This is a genomic window from Pseudoalteromonas sp. DSM 26666, assembly GCF_900116475.1.
Classification (GTDB): domain Bacteria; phylum Pseudomonadota; class Gammaproteobacteria; order Enterobacterales; family Alteromonadaceae; genus Pseudoalteromonas; species Pseudoalteromonas tetraodonis.
In genome coordinates, this window is record NZ_FPAR01000002.1 from 451,887 (window position 1) to 468,456 (window position 16,570).

The 16,570-nt window shown below is 40.6% G+C and carries 13 protein-coding genes; 5 read left to right on the forward strand and 8 right to left on the reverse strand.

Translation table 11 applies throughout. The features are described 5' to 3' along the window. Positions 1-4: 4 nt before the first annotated feature. The 3 genes from BM380_RS05925 to BM380_RS05935 form a co-directional block, all read right to left on the reverse strand. Positions 5-2,119 (reverse strand): ATP-binding protein, encoded by a 2,115-nt coding sequence (locus BM380_RS05925; RefSeq protein ID WP_254772055.1) that lies wholly within the window; start codon positions 2,117-2,119, stop codon positions 5-7. 243 nt (positions 2,120-2,362) lie between these two features. After that, positions 2,363-3,031 carry a response regulator gene (locus tag BM380_RS05930; RefSeq protein WP_024602614.1) on the reverse strand — a complete coding sequence of 223 codons (669 nt, stop codon included), beginning with the start codon at positions 3,029-3,031 and terminating at the stop codon, positions 2,363-2,365. Then, complete coding sequence (locus BM380_RS05935; RefSeq protein ID WP_090493506.1) at positions 3,024-4,349, reverse strand: DUF4118 domain-containing protein; 1,326 nt, start codon at positions 4,347-4,349, stop codon at positions 3,024-3,026. Before BM380_RS05935 ends, BM380_RS05930 begins: the two co-directional genes overlap by 8 nt. 205 nt (positions 4,350-4,554) lie before the next feature. On the opposite strand from BM380_RS05935, the gene BM380_RS05940 reads away from it, so the two are divergent. From BM380_RS05940 to BM380_RS05950, 3 genes are read left to right on the forward strand one after another with little or no spacing between them, the layout of a single operon-like run. Continuing rightward, positions 4,555-6,009, forward strand: coding sequence for a TrkH family potassium uptake protein (locus tag BM380_RS05940; RefSeq protein WP_090493508.1), 1,455 nt, complete (start codon positions 4,555-4,557; stop codon positions 6,007-6,009). An 11-nt stretch (positions 6,010-6,020) separates the two neighbouring features. Continuing rightward, positions 6,021-6,674: a potassium channel family protein gene (locus BM380_RS05945; protein ID WP_016899132.1), complete on the forward strand. Its 654-nt coding sequence runs from the start codon at positions 6,021-6,023 to the stop codon at positions 6,672-6,674. Positions 6,675-6,676: 2 nt separating this feature from the next. Continuing rightward, complete coding sequence (locus tag BM380_RS05950; RefSeq protein WP_013462900.1) at positions 6,677-8,041, forward strand: TrkH family potassium uptake protein; 1,365 nt, start codon at positions 6,677-6,679, stop codon at positions 8,039-8,041. A gap of 32 nt (positions 8,042-8,073) precedes the next feature. On the opposite strand, the gene BM380_RS05955 is transcribed toward BM380_RS05950, so the two are convergent. From BM380_RS05955 to BM380_RS05970, 4 genes are all read right to left on the reverse strand, one after another. Then, positions 8,074-8,376: a YkgJ family cysteine cluster protein gene (locus BM380_RS05955; protein ID WP_013462899.1), complete on the reverse strand. Its 303-nt coding sequence runs from the start codon at positions 8,374-8,376 to the stop codon at positions 8,074-8,076. A gap of 149 nt (positions 8,377-8,525) precedes the next feature. Continuing rightward, positions 8,526-8,933 (reverse strand): substrate-binding domain-containing protein, encoded by a 408-nt coding sequence (locus tag BM380_RS05960; RefSeq protein WP_013462898.1) that lies wholly within the window; start codon positions 8,931-8,933, stop codon positions 8,526-8,528. Between the two features lie 11 nt (positions 8,934-8,944). Beyond that, positions 8,945-10,018, reverse strand: a complete 1,074-nt coding sequence (locus BM380_RS05965) for a porin (protein ID WP_013462897.1) — start codon at positions 10,016-10,018, stop codon at positions 8,945-8,947. 107 nt (positions 10,019-10,125) lie between these two features. Continuing rightward, a complete protein-coding gene (locus tag BM380_RS05970; protein ID WP_090493510.1) occupies positions 10,126-12,066 on the reverse strand; it encodes a RecQ family ATP-dependent DNA helicase in 1,941 nt (646 codons plus the stop codon). A 234-nt stretch (positions 12,067-12,300) separates the two neighbouring features. Between BM380_RS05970 and BM380_RS05975 the strand changes: the two genes are divergently transcribed. Both BM380_RS05975 and BM380_RS05980 read left to right on the forward strand, forming a co-directional pair. Then, positions 12,301-13,605 carry an NAD(P)/FAD-dependent oxidoreductase gene (locus BM380_RS05975; protein WP_090493512.1) on the forward strand — a complete coding sequence of 435 codons (1,305 nt, stop codon included), beginning with the start codon at positions 12,301-12,303 and terminating at the stop codon, positions 13,603-13,605. A gap of 94 nt (positions 13,606-13,699) precedes the next feature. Continuing rightward, complete coding sequence (locus tag BM380_RS05980) at positions 13,700-15,199, forward strand: phospholipase effector Tle1 domain-containing protein (RefSeq protein ID WP_016899129.1); 1,500 nt, start codon at positions 13,700-13,702, stop codon at positions 15,197-15,199. Between the two features lie 55 nt (positions 15,200-15,254). Here the strand turns inward: BM380_RS05980 and nagP are convergent, their stop codons facing one another. Next, positions 15,255-16,550, reverse strand: a complete 1,296-nt coding sequence (gene nagP, locus BM380_RS05985) for an N-acetylglucosamine MFS transporter NagP (RefSeq protein WP_024602609.1) — start codon at positions 16,548-16,550, stop codon at positions 15,255-15,257. Positions 16,551-16,570: the final 20 nt, after the last annotated feature.

Here is a 16,570-nt window from a genome sequence, read left to right on the forward strand (position 1 = left end):
TTAATTAATTCGGTGGCGTTACCGGAAATTGAATGAAAAAATAAACGCCTGTGGATTCTTTTTGCTTTACTGCAATTTGCCCTTTCAGGCGGTGAACTACGAGGTTATAAACAATATTCATCCCCAAGCCACTGCCGCCACCCGCTCTATTTGTAGTGTAAAACGGGTCAAACACTTTTTTCTGAACTTCATCTGTCATGCCTTGACCACTGTCTTGATAATGAATACAGACAGAGTCTGAGTACTCAATATGAACACTTATCTGCCCTTTTTTTCTACCATTTTGAAAACCGTGAATAATTGAATTCATTACTAAATTAGTGAAAATTTGCGCTAAGGCACCAGGATCAGAATACACTTCTGGCTCAGGCTCCGTTGCACTAATGGTAATATCAACCGGTGTTGCTTTAAGGGTATGATAGAGGCTTTTTAGCACCTCATTAAAATAACTACTTACATACAAATTACGTAATTCTTCGGTTGTTTGATCAACCGCTACACGTTTAAAACTGCTTATTAAATCAGCGGCACGTTGCATGTTTTTTAGCAAAATGTCACAGCTTAAATCAACTTCACTAATAAACTCACTAAACTCTGTTTTACTTAAGGTGCCAGAAGCCACTTTGTTTTTAGTTTCGATTAACATTTCTCGCAAATGAGATGTCGCTGTCACACAAACACCTAACGGTGTATTCACCTCATGTGCCACACCACTGACTAAACTTCCAAGTGAAGACATTTTCTCTGCTTCAACAAGTTCCTGCTGAGTGCGACGAAGCTCTATGGTTTGCTCAAGTAGAGCCTGCTCTGCCTCATGGCGTTTACTCGACATTAAATTAATAGAATCACTTAAACTGTCATAAGGGCTGCGCTTAGAAACTGTTTGAGAAAAATCCCCAGCCGCAATCGCAGAGCAAACCTGATCAATATCTTTACTGGCTTTAATTAAACGCTCAAAGCTTCTAAACATGGTGCCAAGCTCATCCTTTTGAGTCATATACTTTTGAACATGAATAGATAAATCTCCATTAGCTAGCTGTTCAACAGATTTAATCGCAATATTAATACGCTTGGTTGTTCGGTTAATAAAATACCAAAAGAGTAAAAACACCAGTAATACACTTGCAAAAGCCGCTGCCAATAATGGGCTAAATTGCGCTTGAATAGGCCCAATAATATCGGTTTCAGAGCGACGCACTATCACTGTCCAATGCCCAGTGGCAACCTTGGCTTTATCAAAATAGAATATTCCAGAATCAAAAGGATCGTTAGCAGATAATATTTCTCTTGCTTGCCCCTGTGATTTTAGCTGTTTGGCTATACTTGCATAATCTGTGTCTAAAATGGCTTTCGTTTTTAGTCCTGAATGATTTAATGTCGTGGCAATCACGTTGTCACGTTGGCTGAGTAACAAAACATCAATTTTTAGTTGCTGCTTTATGGTTTGTAAGAATTCCGTTATATCAGCAAGTGCTCTATCTACACTTGCCATACCGACAAATTCGCCATTAATAATAATTGGCGAACTTTGTTCAACCAGCATTCTTCCCTCGTAAACATAGGGCTCAGTGATCATCGTCTCGGTATTACCATCACGTAAAAACTGTTGACGTACTCCCTCATAATAAAGACTTGATTCCATATCGACCAAGGGCTCAAGTAACAAACGTTCAGAGTCATTAAAATCACGATGCCAATAAGGTAAAAAACGGCCAGTTTGGTCTACATAAACGCCCTCTTTTAACGGTGGAGCATTAATATAGGCTTGATCTTGATTATCGGCATTAGGCTCATAACCAAACGAAGCCCCCACAAATGAAGGGTTCATTTTAAGCACTGTACGAACAAAATTAATACTTGCCTCTCTATCACCAAACAACCCATTTTGCTGTGCTAAGGCCATAATCTCTGTAGTGCGTACCGCTAATTGCGTTTCTTCATTTACCTTCGCGGCAATCGTATCTGCCGTCTGGCTTAAATTTAGTTTTGCTTGTATAACAGCCTGATTAAGGCTAGTTGAATACCAATAACTCAAGATACTGGCAATAATGAGCATGACGGGCAATGCCAAATACAGCAGCATCTTTCCTTGCAAAGAGTGTATAAGTGGTAGTCGCATAATTTTAGGCTTAAACAAGCAAGCCAACATCCTGAGATCTGAAGTATTAAGCTTAAAAATTAGACTATAAAAACTTTCTAGGCAAATCAATTGTGTAGAAATTAATGCAGAAGCGGGGTATTAAAATACCCGCTATATAACGGACAAGGTTGTTAAATAGAGTATCGCTTGGAAACAAAAGCGTTATTTATATAATTTATCAGACTCGCTGAGTTGTAGAGCAGACTGTAAAGTTCTTATTGTTTAATCGACCAACCGATAACCCACAGCGGGTTCAGTTAATATGTATTTTGGACTAGCAGGGTTAGCTTCTAGTTTTTGTCTGAGCTGCGCTACATGTACCCGCACATATTCAGGACGGTCTATGTACTGCGCTCCCCAAATATGGCTTAAAATTGCATTATGAGTGAGTACTTTATCTTTATTTTGAAACAGCAATAATAATATTGCGTACTCTTTTTTAGTCAGTTTTATCTCATTCCCCGAGGTGGTTACTATGTGCTTTTGTGGATCTATTTTTATATTCCCACAGGTAAACGCCACACTCGGCTGACTTTGGGTGCGCAATAACACCCGAATTCTGGCGAGTAACTCATTCGCGCTAAACGGTTTGGTAATATAGTCATTTGCTCCATTATCAAGCGCGGTTACCTTTTCAACTTCGCCATCTCGCGCTGACAGCACTAAAACAGGTAAGGCACTCCATTGTCGAAACTCAATCAGCCAGTCTTGACCGTCCATATCTAACAAGCCTAAGTCTAATAACACAAGATCATAACTTTGCTCACTTAAACGTGCAAAACCATCTAAGCCTTTATCACAAATACTTAGCTCGTAACCACTGGCTTGCAACAAGGTTTTTAAAAAGCTTTGTAAAGGGGGAGAGTCTTCCAATATTAAGATTTTAGTCATTGTCTTTTTCCCAGATCAATTTTGCGTACGCCATCTGTGTCTCGTTGTTAATTGTTAATGTAAATGTACCTTGGTGAAATTTAGCCACCACATCACAAATAATACTGCCCAGCCCAACGCCTTCATCGCTACTTGTTTGCGCTTTAGTGATCACGTTATTAGTGAGAAGTAACTGATAACATACCTTTTGCTGATTGCTACTTTGAGTAAATTCAACGCTCACCTTCCCATCACCATAACGCCATGCATTTTCGAGCATATTAGCTAGCGCAATTTCTAATAAAGTCACATCCCCTGCGCATTTTGACTGAGCGTCTATATTGGTATCTATAACAAAATGAGTGAGTTGCTGCTGTCTGCGAGCTTTGGCTTCACTGAGTAATGCTTGTAAGTTTATTGTTTGCCAACATAGGTTTTCACCCATTTTATTAACTCGGCTTAACTCCATGACTTTATCAAAGTGCTGATTAAGTATTTTACTTTGCTCATAAATATTACTCGCTTGCTCTTTTATCACGCTGTCGCTGAGGGTAATTTCATCATCTGCAAGCATGCTGGATGCGCCCATAATAGTTGCCAATGGTGTGCGTAAATCATGTGACAAACTACGTAAAAGTGCATTTTTAGCGCGTTCTAATTCCGCTTGCACCGAAATAGCAGCCGACTGCTGGCGTAATAACGTTTTTTCATGTACTTGATAAAGTAGCGAAATAGCGGTATCAGCAAAGGCTTTTTGCCCTTGCGTTAACCGTTTAGTAAAATTAAACCCGCCCCAGCTCGGGTTAGCCTCACTAAGTAATATAAATTCACTGTTGCCTCGCGGTGCTGCAGGCATAAATGTGCAAGATGCATTTAAATGCTTACCGATCCGCTGTACAAAGTACTTTTTTTGTTCGTCCAGCGTATCTAGGCTATTTAGGTCTTTGGCCAGTTCATACAAAGTGCGGCTATTACTTGCGTGTAATTGCACATCTCTGACTTTAGTACTGAGCTCCCCCGCCAATTGACTGATCACAAAACCAACAATTAGCATAACAATAAAAGTTACTAAATATTCTATGTTTTCAATATGAAAAGTAAAATTAGGGGCAACAAAAAACCAATCTGTACATGCGACACTTACTAAGGTGGTCAGTATCGCAAGGCGACGGTTACTACGTACAGCAACCCAAGTCACCCACAATAACTGAAGCATTACAATATCGGTTGTAGTAAACCAGTTACGTACAGGGAAAATGGCCATAACCACAATTAATGGCATTATTACCGCCAAAAAAAATGCTTTATACCACCTTGATTTGGCCTCGACCTGATTCATTAATTATTCCTCTAACATTTGAGCACTTAGGTTACTGCCTTTTCGATATTGCCTCTATAAAGTTTTTATAAAGTTTTTTATCTCGTTCGTTAAATCTTTATAAAGCTTTGCAGTGCAGCGCTGACTTTAGTATTTGATCCCGTATATTCAACTCAACTTTAGTGATTGCGTGTTACCTGCAATAGGTATTTGATAAGGCGTATTGATGATAAATTGGAAAATCACCTTAAGACTACTCGCCTTTCCTATTATTTGGATGGGAGTGGTGCAACTAGTATTCGCAGCGCTTTCATTATTTATTTTTAAAGATCGCGTTATTAGTGCGTTTCTTATTTCTGGCGCAACGATGATCTCAGTCGCTTTAGTGCTACTTATCAATTTACGTAAAACAGATTATACCGGCGCAACATTCAGAGATGCACTCATTTACGCCACAGTAACGTGGATTATAGCCGGTGTGTTAGGCGCTATTCCCATTTTGGTTGTCACTGGCGTTAACTTTAGCGATGCAGTATTTGAGTCAATTAGCGCCTTAACTACCACTGGTGCAACCGTGCTATCAGGGCTCGATAACATGCCTGCTAGCTTTTTATTGTATCGACAATTTTTACAATGGATGGGCGGTTTAGGCATAGTAATTTTTGTAGTGGCTATTTTACCTATGCTGAATATTGGTGGCATGAAATTATTAAAAGCAGAAACCCCAGGCCCCATTAAAGACGAAAAATTAACTCCGCGCGTTGCCAGTACCGCGCATTATTTATGGGGTGTTTATTTTGCAATCACGGTACTTTGTATTTTAGCCTATTATGCTGGTGGAATGAGTTTATACGATGCGATTGCACATGCCTTTACCACAGTTTCAACTGGGGGGTTTTCAACGCATGATGCCAGTATGTGGTATTACCGCAGCCATTTACTGCTGTGGATAGCTAATGTCTTTATGCTTGCAGGTGCGATTAACTTTGCCTTGCACTTCAAAGTGGCGCACAAAAGAGCCATTACTAGTTATTATCACGATGAAGAAACACGTTATTTTATTTATATCGTCGTGTTTTTATCAGTTCTTTTAACCACTATGTTGCTGCTTAAAGACAGCTACTCAAATGTACTTGAAGCATTTAGTTTCTCCACATTCCATATTATTTCTTTTATTACCAGCACCGGTTATGGCGCAGCAGGCTTTACTGACTGGCCAGCTGAGGCTGGGTTTTTACTGGTAATTGCTGGCTATCTTGGTGGTTGCGCAGGTTCAACCGCTGGCGGAAATAAAATAATTCGTAACATTATTGTTGGCAGAATGATTAATAACAATATTAAACAGCTACTTCATCCAAGAGCGATATTTACACTTAAATATCAAGGTTCGCCCGTTAAAGAAGATGTACGCCATGCAATTATGGCATTTATGACCTTTGCTGTTGGTACAAGCTTACTGTTTACAATGTTACTTATGGCAACGGGTCTTGATTTTTGGAGTGCATTTACTGCGGTAGCTGCTTGCGTCAATGTACTTGGCCCTGGGTTTGGTGAAGTTGGCGCTAACTTTCAACCCGTTTCAGATACCGGTATTTGGATACTCTCGGTCGCTATGATCGTGGGCCGGTTAGAATATTTTACTGTTTTTGCACTTTTTACTCATAGCTTTTGGAAAAAATAACGAGGAATAATATGGCACATTTTACAGTGATTGGTTTAGGTCGCTTCGGCATTGCAGCAAGTCTTGAGTTAATTCATTTAGGACACACAGTGACTGGCGTAGATAGTAACCCAAAACTCGCCGAAAAGTATGTTGAGCATTTATCTGAAACCGTCGTTTGCGACTCCACCGATGAAGCCGCACTTAAAGAGCTTGATTTAGCGAGTAGTCAGGCTGTTTTAGTGGCGATTGGGGAAGATATGCAATCGAGCATTCTGTGCACGCTTGCATTAAAAAACTTAGCTGTTGAGCAAATATGGGTAAAAGCGAGTACTAAAGCCCATCACACTATTATCTCTAAATTAGGTGTAACACGCATTATTCACCCTGAGGAAGAAATGGGGGTGCGCGTTGCACAAGCGCTTAATTACCCGATAGTGAACGACTATATTTCATTAGGCAATGGCTTATACGTTGTTGAAGTAAGTATAAAAGCTCACCTACATAAAACAAAACTAGGGCACCTACTCAGAGAAATAAAAGGCACTGTAGACCCTCTATTGGTAAAGCGCGCCAAGCAAACGTTTGTCAAACTTGATGACGACTTTGAGTTACATACCCACGACACCTTACTGCTATCAGGTAGCCGAGTCGAATTAAACTATCTAGCTCCAAGGCTCTTATAATCATGGTTTTATGGCACCCTCTCAAAACGCCTATTGAGCGCAAAGTCAGTGGGCATAAAAAAATCAATGCGGCTCCGCCTCTTATTTTATGTTGCAGTTTTTTAATATTAATAACGCTAGGAGCATTAGCATTAAAACTGCCTTTTGCAACCTATGAGCCTATTTCATGGATACAAAGTGCGTTTACGGCAACCTCTGCGGTGACTGTAACTGGACTGGTTGTAGTGGATACCGGTTCAGTGTTTACCCCTTTTGGACAAGGCGTTATTGCGTTATTAATTCAACTGGGTGGTCTGGGGTTAATGACCTTTGCGGTTGTAACTTTAATGGCACTGGGTAATAAAGTTGGCTTTATTCAAAAAACAGTCACCAAAGCTGCTTTTAATCAAACAGATACATCTACGTTGGTCAATACCGCTAAGTCTGTTTTACTGTTTGCACTAATCGTAGAATCTATAGGCGTTGTTATTTTAACGCTGTATTGGCTACCTGAAATGGGTTTACAGAAAAGCTTTTTTCATGCTCTTTTTTATACCATTAGCGCTTTCAACAATGCAGGGTTTGCATTGAGTCCTAACAGCTTAATGCAGTATGTTGAAGACCCCGTTGTGAATTTAACTATTACCGGTTTGTTTATTATTGGTGGGCTTGGCTTTACCGTATTAATGGATTTATATAAATCAAAGCGTTGGGCAAAGCTCAGTCCCTACAGTAAATTAATGTTGATCAGCACAGTTATTATTAACGTTATTGCATTATTGCTTATTTACGCGATTGAATACGATAATCCAAAAACACTGCAACCACTGTCTGAAGTAGGTAAATGGTTAGCTGCTTGGTTTCAAGCTGTCACTCCCCGTACTGCGGGATTCAATACCATTGCTATTGAAGAATTAAAAAATGCCAGCACCGCTTTAACTATGATGCTTATGTTTATTGGTGGCGGCTCTTTAAGTACCGCAAGTGGCATTAAAGTCGTTACGTTTATCGTTTTAATTTTAGCAACCTATAGCTACCTAAGACGTGACAAAGGCGTCACTGTGTTACGCCGAGAAATAGACAAAGAATCTGTGTATAAAGCATTAGCTTTAACCATTATTTCAGCAGGAGTCACTTGGTTAGCTATTTTTACCTTACTGGTCGTCGAAGATGCGCCTTTTTTAGATGTTGCTTTTGAAGCGGTATCTGCACTGGGGACGGTAGGGCTTTCACGTGGTTTAACATCCTCGCTATCACCACTGGGAGAGTTTATTATTATGTTTTTAATGTTCATGGGCAGAATAGGTCCGCTCACTATCGCCTATTTTTTAGCAAGTCCACGCACTAAAAAGCTAAGATACCCAAGCGCGCAACTCTCTATTGGCTAACAAACATTCACGCGGGTTAATCAGCCCGCGTTTTAAATACCCGCTAGCTCCCGCTCAGTAATACACTCACCCGATGCCATTTCAAATTCTCGACACGTTAATGGGCGATTTTCGTAAATAGTACACATGAGGGTATTTCTATCAAGTGCTTCGCACCAGCCATCGTCGCCGCGCTTCATGACCTCACTGCCCCATTTGTCGTAATCAATATATCGAAAAGGAACACCGGTATCAGTGACAATACGCACTTCTAATTGGCAGCAACACGCTTGGCAGTTAGCGCAAGTGACTGGTTGGGTATTGATATTTTCAACAGCAATGATTGAGTTTGGCATACAGACTTTTGATAAATGATATACAAGCTATAGGATACACGAGCGAGGCAAGGGTGACAGTAAAATAACGTCAGATATTAAACATCGTTATATTGTAATTAACTAATCACTAAAAAAGCGTGCTGATTAACCAGCACGCTTATTTAAGATTAAAAATTGAAAACCACTTTAACGTTATCCGATACAGCTGATGAAGAGACAAAGCCAATGGTGTCAGGGTTAGCTGCGACCATTTTGATTACTTCACTGTCATTTTCTAACTCTTTAGGTGGTGTGCCCTTTCCTGTAAAAATTAGTTTTGACCAATATGCTTTTAACTGAGAAGACGTTTTATTAAGTAATTTACTATTAAATTGCTCGGTTGCAGCACTACTTGGTTCTTGAGATATTGGAATGATCTTATTGCCATTGCTAAATGACTTTTCTTTTCCTGTATAAATTCGGCTGATAACAGACTCATCAAAGCTACTTTCATTTGAAGGATGCACGATAATAGCAAAATCTGCATAGGCGAAGTTCGTAAACAGGAATATTACACTTAATATTAATTTTTTCATTTTACCTCTCCTTAAAATACAACATCGACACCAAGCGTGATAGCTTTACTATCACCGGCCACAGCTAAATCAAACGAGTCATCTTTGACTCTATCGTATTGCACTTTAAATGCAGCTGACGGATGAAAGTCCCACCTCACACCAACAGCAAATGTATTATGCTGCTCTGTATCACCTTCACCTTCTTGTTCGAAGTCTGAAAACATGACATAAGGTGTAATAGAGTCAAAACGATAGCCCGCACTGATCATATAAGTGTCGAGATTACCATCTAAGTCTAAGCGGTTAAGCTCACTTAAAACGAAAAAATCACCAAAATCAAGATTTGCAGCTAAACCATAAAATTTACCATCTCTGCTATCTTTGCCGTCCCACAAAACCGGTTCACCCGCACGAAAACGCTTGTTGGTGTATTGCATGTGGGTCACTCTTAGTTCGAGCCAGTCACGATTTAGTAACAGTACGCCGCCTAACATATCTTCCCAAATTTCTCTTGTTGGCTCTTGAAAGAAGAAGTCTGATAATAGCTTGTTATCGTCATCGTCCTCTTTACCGGTATAAATATTCGCAGACACTCCCCAGTCACCTATAGAACCTGAGTAGAGTAAATTAACGCCCTCGTAGTTAAATACTTGCCATGTATAGTTATCTGCAGGGGCTCGCATCCATACATATGCATAACCTACATCGAAAAAGTCTGAGTAGTAAAATAGTGGTAAACGCTTCTTACCTGCTTGAATAGTCCAATTATCATTAATATCGTAAGAAATATAAGCCCATTCAAAATTTGCCTCAAAGTCGTTGACTCCTCTGGCAACTAGCTGACCTGTGACAGAAAGACCTTCACCCAAATCGCCTGATACCTGTAATCCAATCAAAGACTCTGGCGAAAAGGATAAATCTTCAGTGTATGCACTAACATTTGGATAGTCCGCAAGAAATGTTGGTTCAACGCCATATTGCGGGACACCTGTACCGCTCAGTACCTTACCTGCATTAATACTTGCAAAACCCGAAATATTAATTTCAGCATAACTACTTGCTGATATAAATGCTCCCAATAGTATAATTTTTTGCAGTTTCATTGATCACCTCATTATTATAATGGCTGTCATAGCCAAATTGAGTATAGTAAAGCAATAAAAAGAAACAAAAAATTAACACTCTTTTATTTTTATACTGATTTCTAATATTATTTAGCCATCGACCTTGATAGCAATGTCCCTTTAATTTCGCTGTAGCGCTGTTGCTCGCACAGTGCAAAACCACTTAGTTGACGTACTTTATTACGCGCAAACAGTGGCACGCTCATTCCCGCTAAAAACCGGCATTGGGTTTCAATACCCACATTGTGCACACCTTTAGTTGCCATGTGCGCTAAAAACTCATCGACCTTTTGATAAATAAGCGCTGTATCAATCGTTGCAGGGGGAATTGAATATTCAAGCTTAACTGAATGCCCACGACACACCGAGCAATGTCCACACTGCTGTGGCGCATTCGCATCATCAAAGTAACGGGCTAAGTTATAGCTTAAGCAAGATTGCAGCTCAAAAAAGCGCACTAAAGCAGCAATCCGTTTTATTTCCGCTTGCTCTTTATCGGTAAAATAATCGTTTAACTGCTGGGCAAGTGCAGGATTATTAATCACCTCGCTATGCACTTTGTACACGTGAGTAATACGTTTGGTTTCAAGGGTGATAAGGTTTTTTTCAGCCAAATAGTCAAGCGCGGCTACCACACGTTTACGGTCAACCTGCGCGGCTTGCGTTAGGGAGTCAAAATTAAGTGTGCCCCATATTTTTTTAAAGTCGGTATGACTAAATATTTGTGTTAAAAAAGCTTGGCGCTGCTCATCAAACTGGCTAAGTAACTCATTTTTATCAACCAAAAATTTATACTTAAAATCGGCATAATAAGCATACTGCGGGGTTATTGCGCCTTGCATTTCAAGCTGTACCAGCAAGGTTTTAAGGGCAAGTTGGCGAATATTACTCTCGCTTGAAAGGCTATATTCTTGCATTTCCCATTGCTGTTGAGCTTGGCGAATATCGTTAATAACATATTCAATACCGCTGAGCTCTGGAGTATCGCCGTAAATAAAGTTTTCTACTGTATTTAAGCCATCTAAATTAGCCAGGGTATTACAATTTGATGGGTTGCCGTCACGCCCTGCGCGGCCAATTTCTTGGCTGTAGTTTTCTATTGATTTAGGTAAATCGTAGTGAATTACAAAGCGTATGTCTGATTTATCAACCCCCATACCAAAGGCAATGGTAGCAACCACTACATTTATTTTGCCTGCCATAAAATCGTCTTGAATTTGCCCGCGTAGGGTGTCTTCAAGCCCTGCATGATACGCCACCGCGTGCAGGCCCTGCGCGCTTAACATATTGGCCACTTGCTCAGCACTTTGCTGCAGCGTGACATACACAATACCGGGGCCGGTTTGCGCACGGACAATTTTAGTAAGCTCATTGTTTTTATCCGCCGTTTTAACACTCAGCACATTTAAATCTAAATTAGCGCGATAAAACCCCGTTTGCACAATACATTGTGGCTCAATAGCAAAGCGCTCGGCCATATCGCGTTTTACTTTTTTAGTGGCGGTAGCGGTTAATAGTAGCACTAACGGAATATTTAGCTCTTCACGGTAACGAGGTAGTTTTAAGTAATCGGGTCTAAAGTTATGCCCCCATTCAGATATACAATGCGCTTCGTCAACAACCAACATAGAAAGCGCCACTTGGCTTATAAACTCCCTAAAGCGTTCGTTTTTAAAGCGCTCAACCGACACCATTAACACTTTAACTTTACCACTTCGTACGTCGTTCATTACAGTGCTACTTTGCATTTGGTCTTGGCTTGAGTCGAGGCTGGCGGCATAGATGCCTTTGCTATTTAAAAAGCTAATTTGATCTTTCATCAAGGCCAATAACGGCGATACCACCAGCGTTAAATGCGGTAAATGTAACGCGGTGAGTTGATAGCACAACGACTTACCCGATCCTGTAGGAAATATTGCCAGTGATGATTGGCCATTTAGCAGCTGCTCTATGGTTTGTTGTTGCCCTGCTCTAAACTGATTAAAACCAAAATGTTGCTCAAGAGACTGAACTAGCGAGGTACTCATAAAAGCGTCCTTTTTATGTCGGTGCCCATAAATGCTGTAAATGCGCAGTAGATGAAATATTTGCATATCAGTATACATCAAATGACGTGATTTATTGCTGACATATCCTTTAATTAGGCGCACACTATAGCCCCATAAAAACGTGCTTTGCCAAAATAATTTTTTGATACCCAAGTCATTTTAAAAATCAACGTACAGAAATTGCTTCGGTATATTATTTTTAAGGGCATAGTCATGGATATAACCATACCAAAAATCGTCATCATCGGCGGTGGCGCTGGTGGGCTGGAGCTAGCAACTCAGTTAGGTCACAAACTAGGAAAGAAACAACACGCAAATATATTACTCATCGATAAAAATCGCACTCATATATGGAAACCGTTATTGCACGAGGTTGCAACTGGCTCTATTGATGCCGATTTAGATGGGGTTGTTTACTCCGCGCATGCTGCCAAACATCACTATAACTTTCAACTTGGTACCTTTTGCAACCTCGATAACAACAATAAAACCATCACCTTAAGCCCTCTATATGACGAGTTAGGGCATCAAATTTTACCTAAACGCACCGTTCACTATGATCATTTAGTTATTGCTATTGGCAGTGTGAGTAACGACTTTAATACGCCAGGCATTAAAGAGCATTGTTTTTACCTAGATTCAAATCAACAAGCAGAGCGCTTTCAACACGCGCTGCTGGATAACTTTACTCGCCTTCATCAAGACGATGACCCATTACACTCATTAAACATCGCCATTGTTGGCGGTGGAGCAACTGGGGTTGAGCTCTCGGCTGAGCTGTATCATGTTTCTGATTTACTAAAAATATACGGTTTAACCAATATGTCGGCTAAGCGTTTACATATTCATCTGATTGAAGCGGGCCCCAGGATTCTTCCGGCGCTGTCTGAGCGAATTGCCAGTTCAGCCAAGCGTGAGTTATTAAGATTAGGCGTCACCGTTCGGGAAAATACCCAAGTTAAACAAGCAACCGAACATGGCTTTATCACCAATGATGATGAGCAAATAAATGCGGATATTATGGTGTGGGCGGCGGGCGTAAAAGCACCTGACTTTATTAAAGAGCTGGGTATTTTTGAGCTGACTCGTAATAACCAAATAAAAGTAAACGAGTACTTACAAAGCAACCTTGTCCCACAAATATATGTGCTCGGTGATTGCTGCGCGTTTACGCAAGATGATGGTACGCAAGTGCCGCCACGCGCACAATCGGCACATCAAATGGCACAATGCGTTGAAAAAAACTTAATCGCCACATTACGTGAGCAGCCCCTTAAAAAATTCGAGTATAATGACCATGGCTCACTGGTTAATTTATCGCGCTACAGCACAGTAGGCAGCTTAATGGGTAACCTAACCAGTAATAGCTTTTTTATTGAAGGTAAAATTGCCCGCTTTATGTATATTTCATTATATAGAATGCATCAGCGCGCTATTCATGGCAGTGCCAAAACCTTTGCTTTGTGGATCAGCGAAAAAGTGCTGCGTGTTGTGCGTCCTAAAATGAAGCTGCACTAGCCAAAATTAAAGACAGTGGTAATTTAAATTACCACTGTCTTTAATTTTTAATATTAGCTATATAAAGTACACAAAAATTTTAAGGAAACAGGCTATGTCGGATAAAACGCTTATTTTTAATTTTGATGGTACCGGCAGTGAACCCCGAGACGCAGATCAATTTAGTACAGAGCATTTTAAAGAAGACGCCAGTATTTCTAATATTTTAAAACTACACTTATTGCTCGGTGGTAAACTTGATGATTCTCCCACCACCCCATTTTCCAAACAGTTAAGTTTTTATTACCAAGGCATAGGCACTAAAGGCAGTCGTTTAAAACGAATTTTAAATCAAGCACTCGCCCCACGTTCAGACGATGTAGCCAGCATTTTAAATCAAGCTATTAATGATTTTAAACAGCATTACCAAAGCGGCGATACCCTACTACTTACCGGCTTTAGCAGAGGCGCTGCATTAGCGCGGCGATTTGCAAAGTGCTTAGAGCCTCTCATACATGAAAAGGTGTATTTATGTGTGTTTGATACAGTGGCCTCGATTGGCATGTCAAAGGTGAGTAAAGCCACTTGGGGTGCAGAGCATGTTATTTTTGAAAATCACACCATTGCCAGTAATGTCTCTGAGGCGCTGCATTGTGTAGCGCTTGATGAAAAACGTCGCGCCTTTGAACCGACGTTAATGAACCAGCAAGCTAACATTACCGAGCTGTGGTTTGCAGGAGCCCATTCCGATGTGGGAGGCGGCTACTATCGCGATGGACTTGCCGATATTTGCTTGCGTTATGCACTTGAGTGGCTTATTGCTCAGCCGCTGTCAGTTTCATTGCTAACCAGTCATGACATCGATTACGAAAACCTTTTACCTGAGAGTAACTTGGTTGCCCAAGACGATGTGACTGTTATTCCCGATCCACTGGCGTTAAGTCATCAGCAAAATTACTTTTGGCTAAACCCATTTTTTAAACTTGTTGATAGGCAGTGCTGTGTATTAATTGACGATGAAATCAGCCACGTCGCCCCATTAATACATCACAGTGTTGCACAGCGAATTAATAAACTAACCAGCTATCGCCCCGAATCGTTAAAAAACTTACATTATAAAATGATTTACAGCGACGACAGCACGTTAAACTTTATGGGACTCAGTGCCCATATAATGCTAGCCAACCAAAATATGAGTTTACTTAGCATAAACCAAAGCCAAGATGTGATGGTATATGCCAGTGAAGCCTACAACGCCACCGGCTTAATGCTTGCCCAAGGTGCGACCTACCGTTTTACACCTTATCCTAATCAATATTGGTATGACGATGGTATAAAGTGCTCTCCTTCTGGGTGGCATCGCGATAACGTGCAACTCGGCGTTAAAGAAATCCCCATGGCATTACTTGAGCCATTTAGACGTTTAGCTACAGCGCAGTGGTTTAGTTTAATCGGCACGATTGGTCAAAGCGATGAACATGCCTTTGAAATTGCCGAAGGCGTTGAAATAACCATTAAAAAATCAGGAGAATTTTGCCCATTCGCTAATGATTTAAGTCGTTTTTATGGTGCGAATGCCGGTAGGATAAAACTTAAAGTAACGCGATTAAGCTGATAATCAGTGCACTTTATACTGCAAAGTGCACTGAGCTAGGGATAGCTGGTGGAGGTTATTGCTTTTTCATTTTATGGCCTTTCACGGCATAAAATAATATGAATAGATAACAAGGTAACAACACCGAGTAGCCTGTTTGTAACGAGGTAAAGCCACTCAGTAGCCCCCATAAAACGGGACCAAATGCACCTCCGGCAATCCCCATGATTAAAAGCGCAGAACCAGTACTAGTAAGTTTACCCAATCCTGATAATGCTAGTGGGAACACCGCAGGCCAAACAATCGCGTTTGCTAAGCCTAAAAAGGCAATCAGCAGTAAAACATCAGGCAAATTAGCGCCGCCTAAAGGCACCAATAGCGCATTGGCGATAACAAACGACTGTGCATCAAGCAGTAAAATACATAATGTAATAACAATCCCTAATACAGCCGATGCGGTTAAAGCGCTCTGCTGAGAAATAAATTTAGGGATAAGTAAAATACCTAAAATATAACCAAACACCATAAACATCATAGTGTATGAGGTCATTACCCCATATTTTTCGACTCCCAGCGATAGTGCAAAAGTACCTATGGTATCGCCTGCAATAACCTCAACCGCCACGTACAAAAATATCGCAATAGCGCCTAACACTAAGTTTGGATGAGATAGTGTTTCACGAATTTCACCCTTATCGTTTATTGCTTCAACTTCATCATTAATAAGTTCAGGTAGCGGCGACTTTTTAACCGCAAAAGCTAATAAACCAATAAATATGGCCATGCCTAAGTAAGGTAAAATAAGGCCGTTGGCCATATCATCAACTTGCTCTTGGCTAAGCTCTGTGCCTACCGTACCGGTAAAGTTGCTTAAAATTAAGGCCGTAAATACCATCGGAGAAATAACCCCTGCGCCTTTATTTAAAATACCCATAATACTAATACGCACAGCAGCCGACTCTTCTGGCCCTAAACGCACTACGTACGGGTTAACCGCAGTTTGTAATAGAGTTTGACCTGCCCCCATCACCAACTGGGCTAATAAAAACAGAGGAAAAAACTGTGACATAGCAGCAGGAATAAACAGTAAACCCGCTAACATCATACACCCCATGCCAAGCGCCATCCCGTTCTTATAGCCAACTTTTTTAATTAACACGGCCGAGGGAAGCGCAGTAAAGGTGACGGCAATATAAAAGGAAAATAAAATTAACGACCCTTGAAACGGAGTTAACTGTAAAATTTGACTTAAATACGGCATTAATGAGCCATTTAGCCAAGTAGCAAAGCCCAGTATAAAAAATAATACCGCAACAATGGCCATTGGAACCACGCTACTATTTTTGGACGTATCCATAACATTGGTTGTCATGTTATTTTCCTTTATTTATA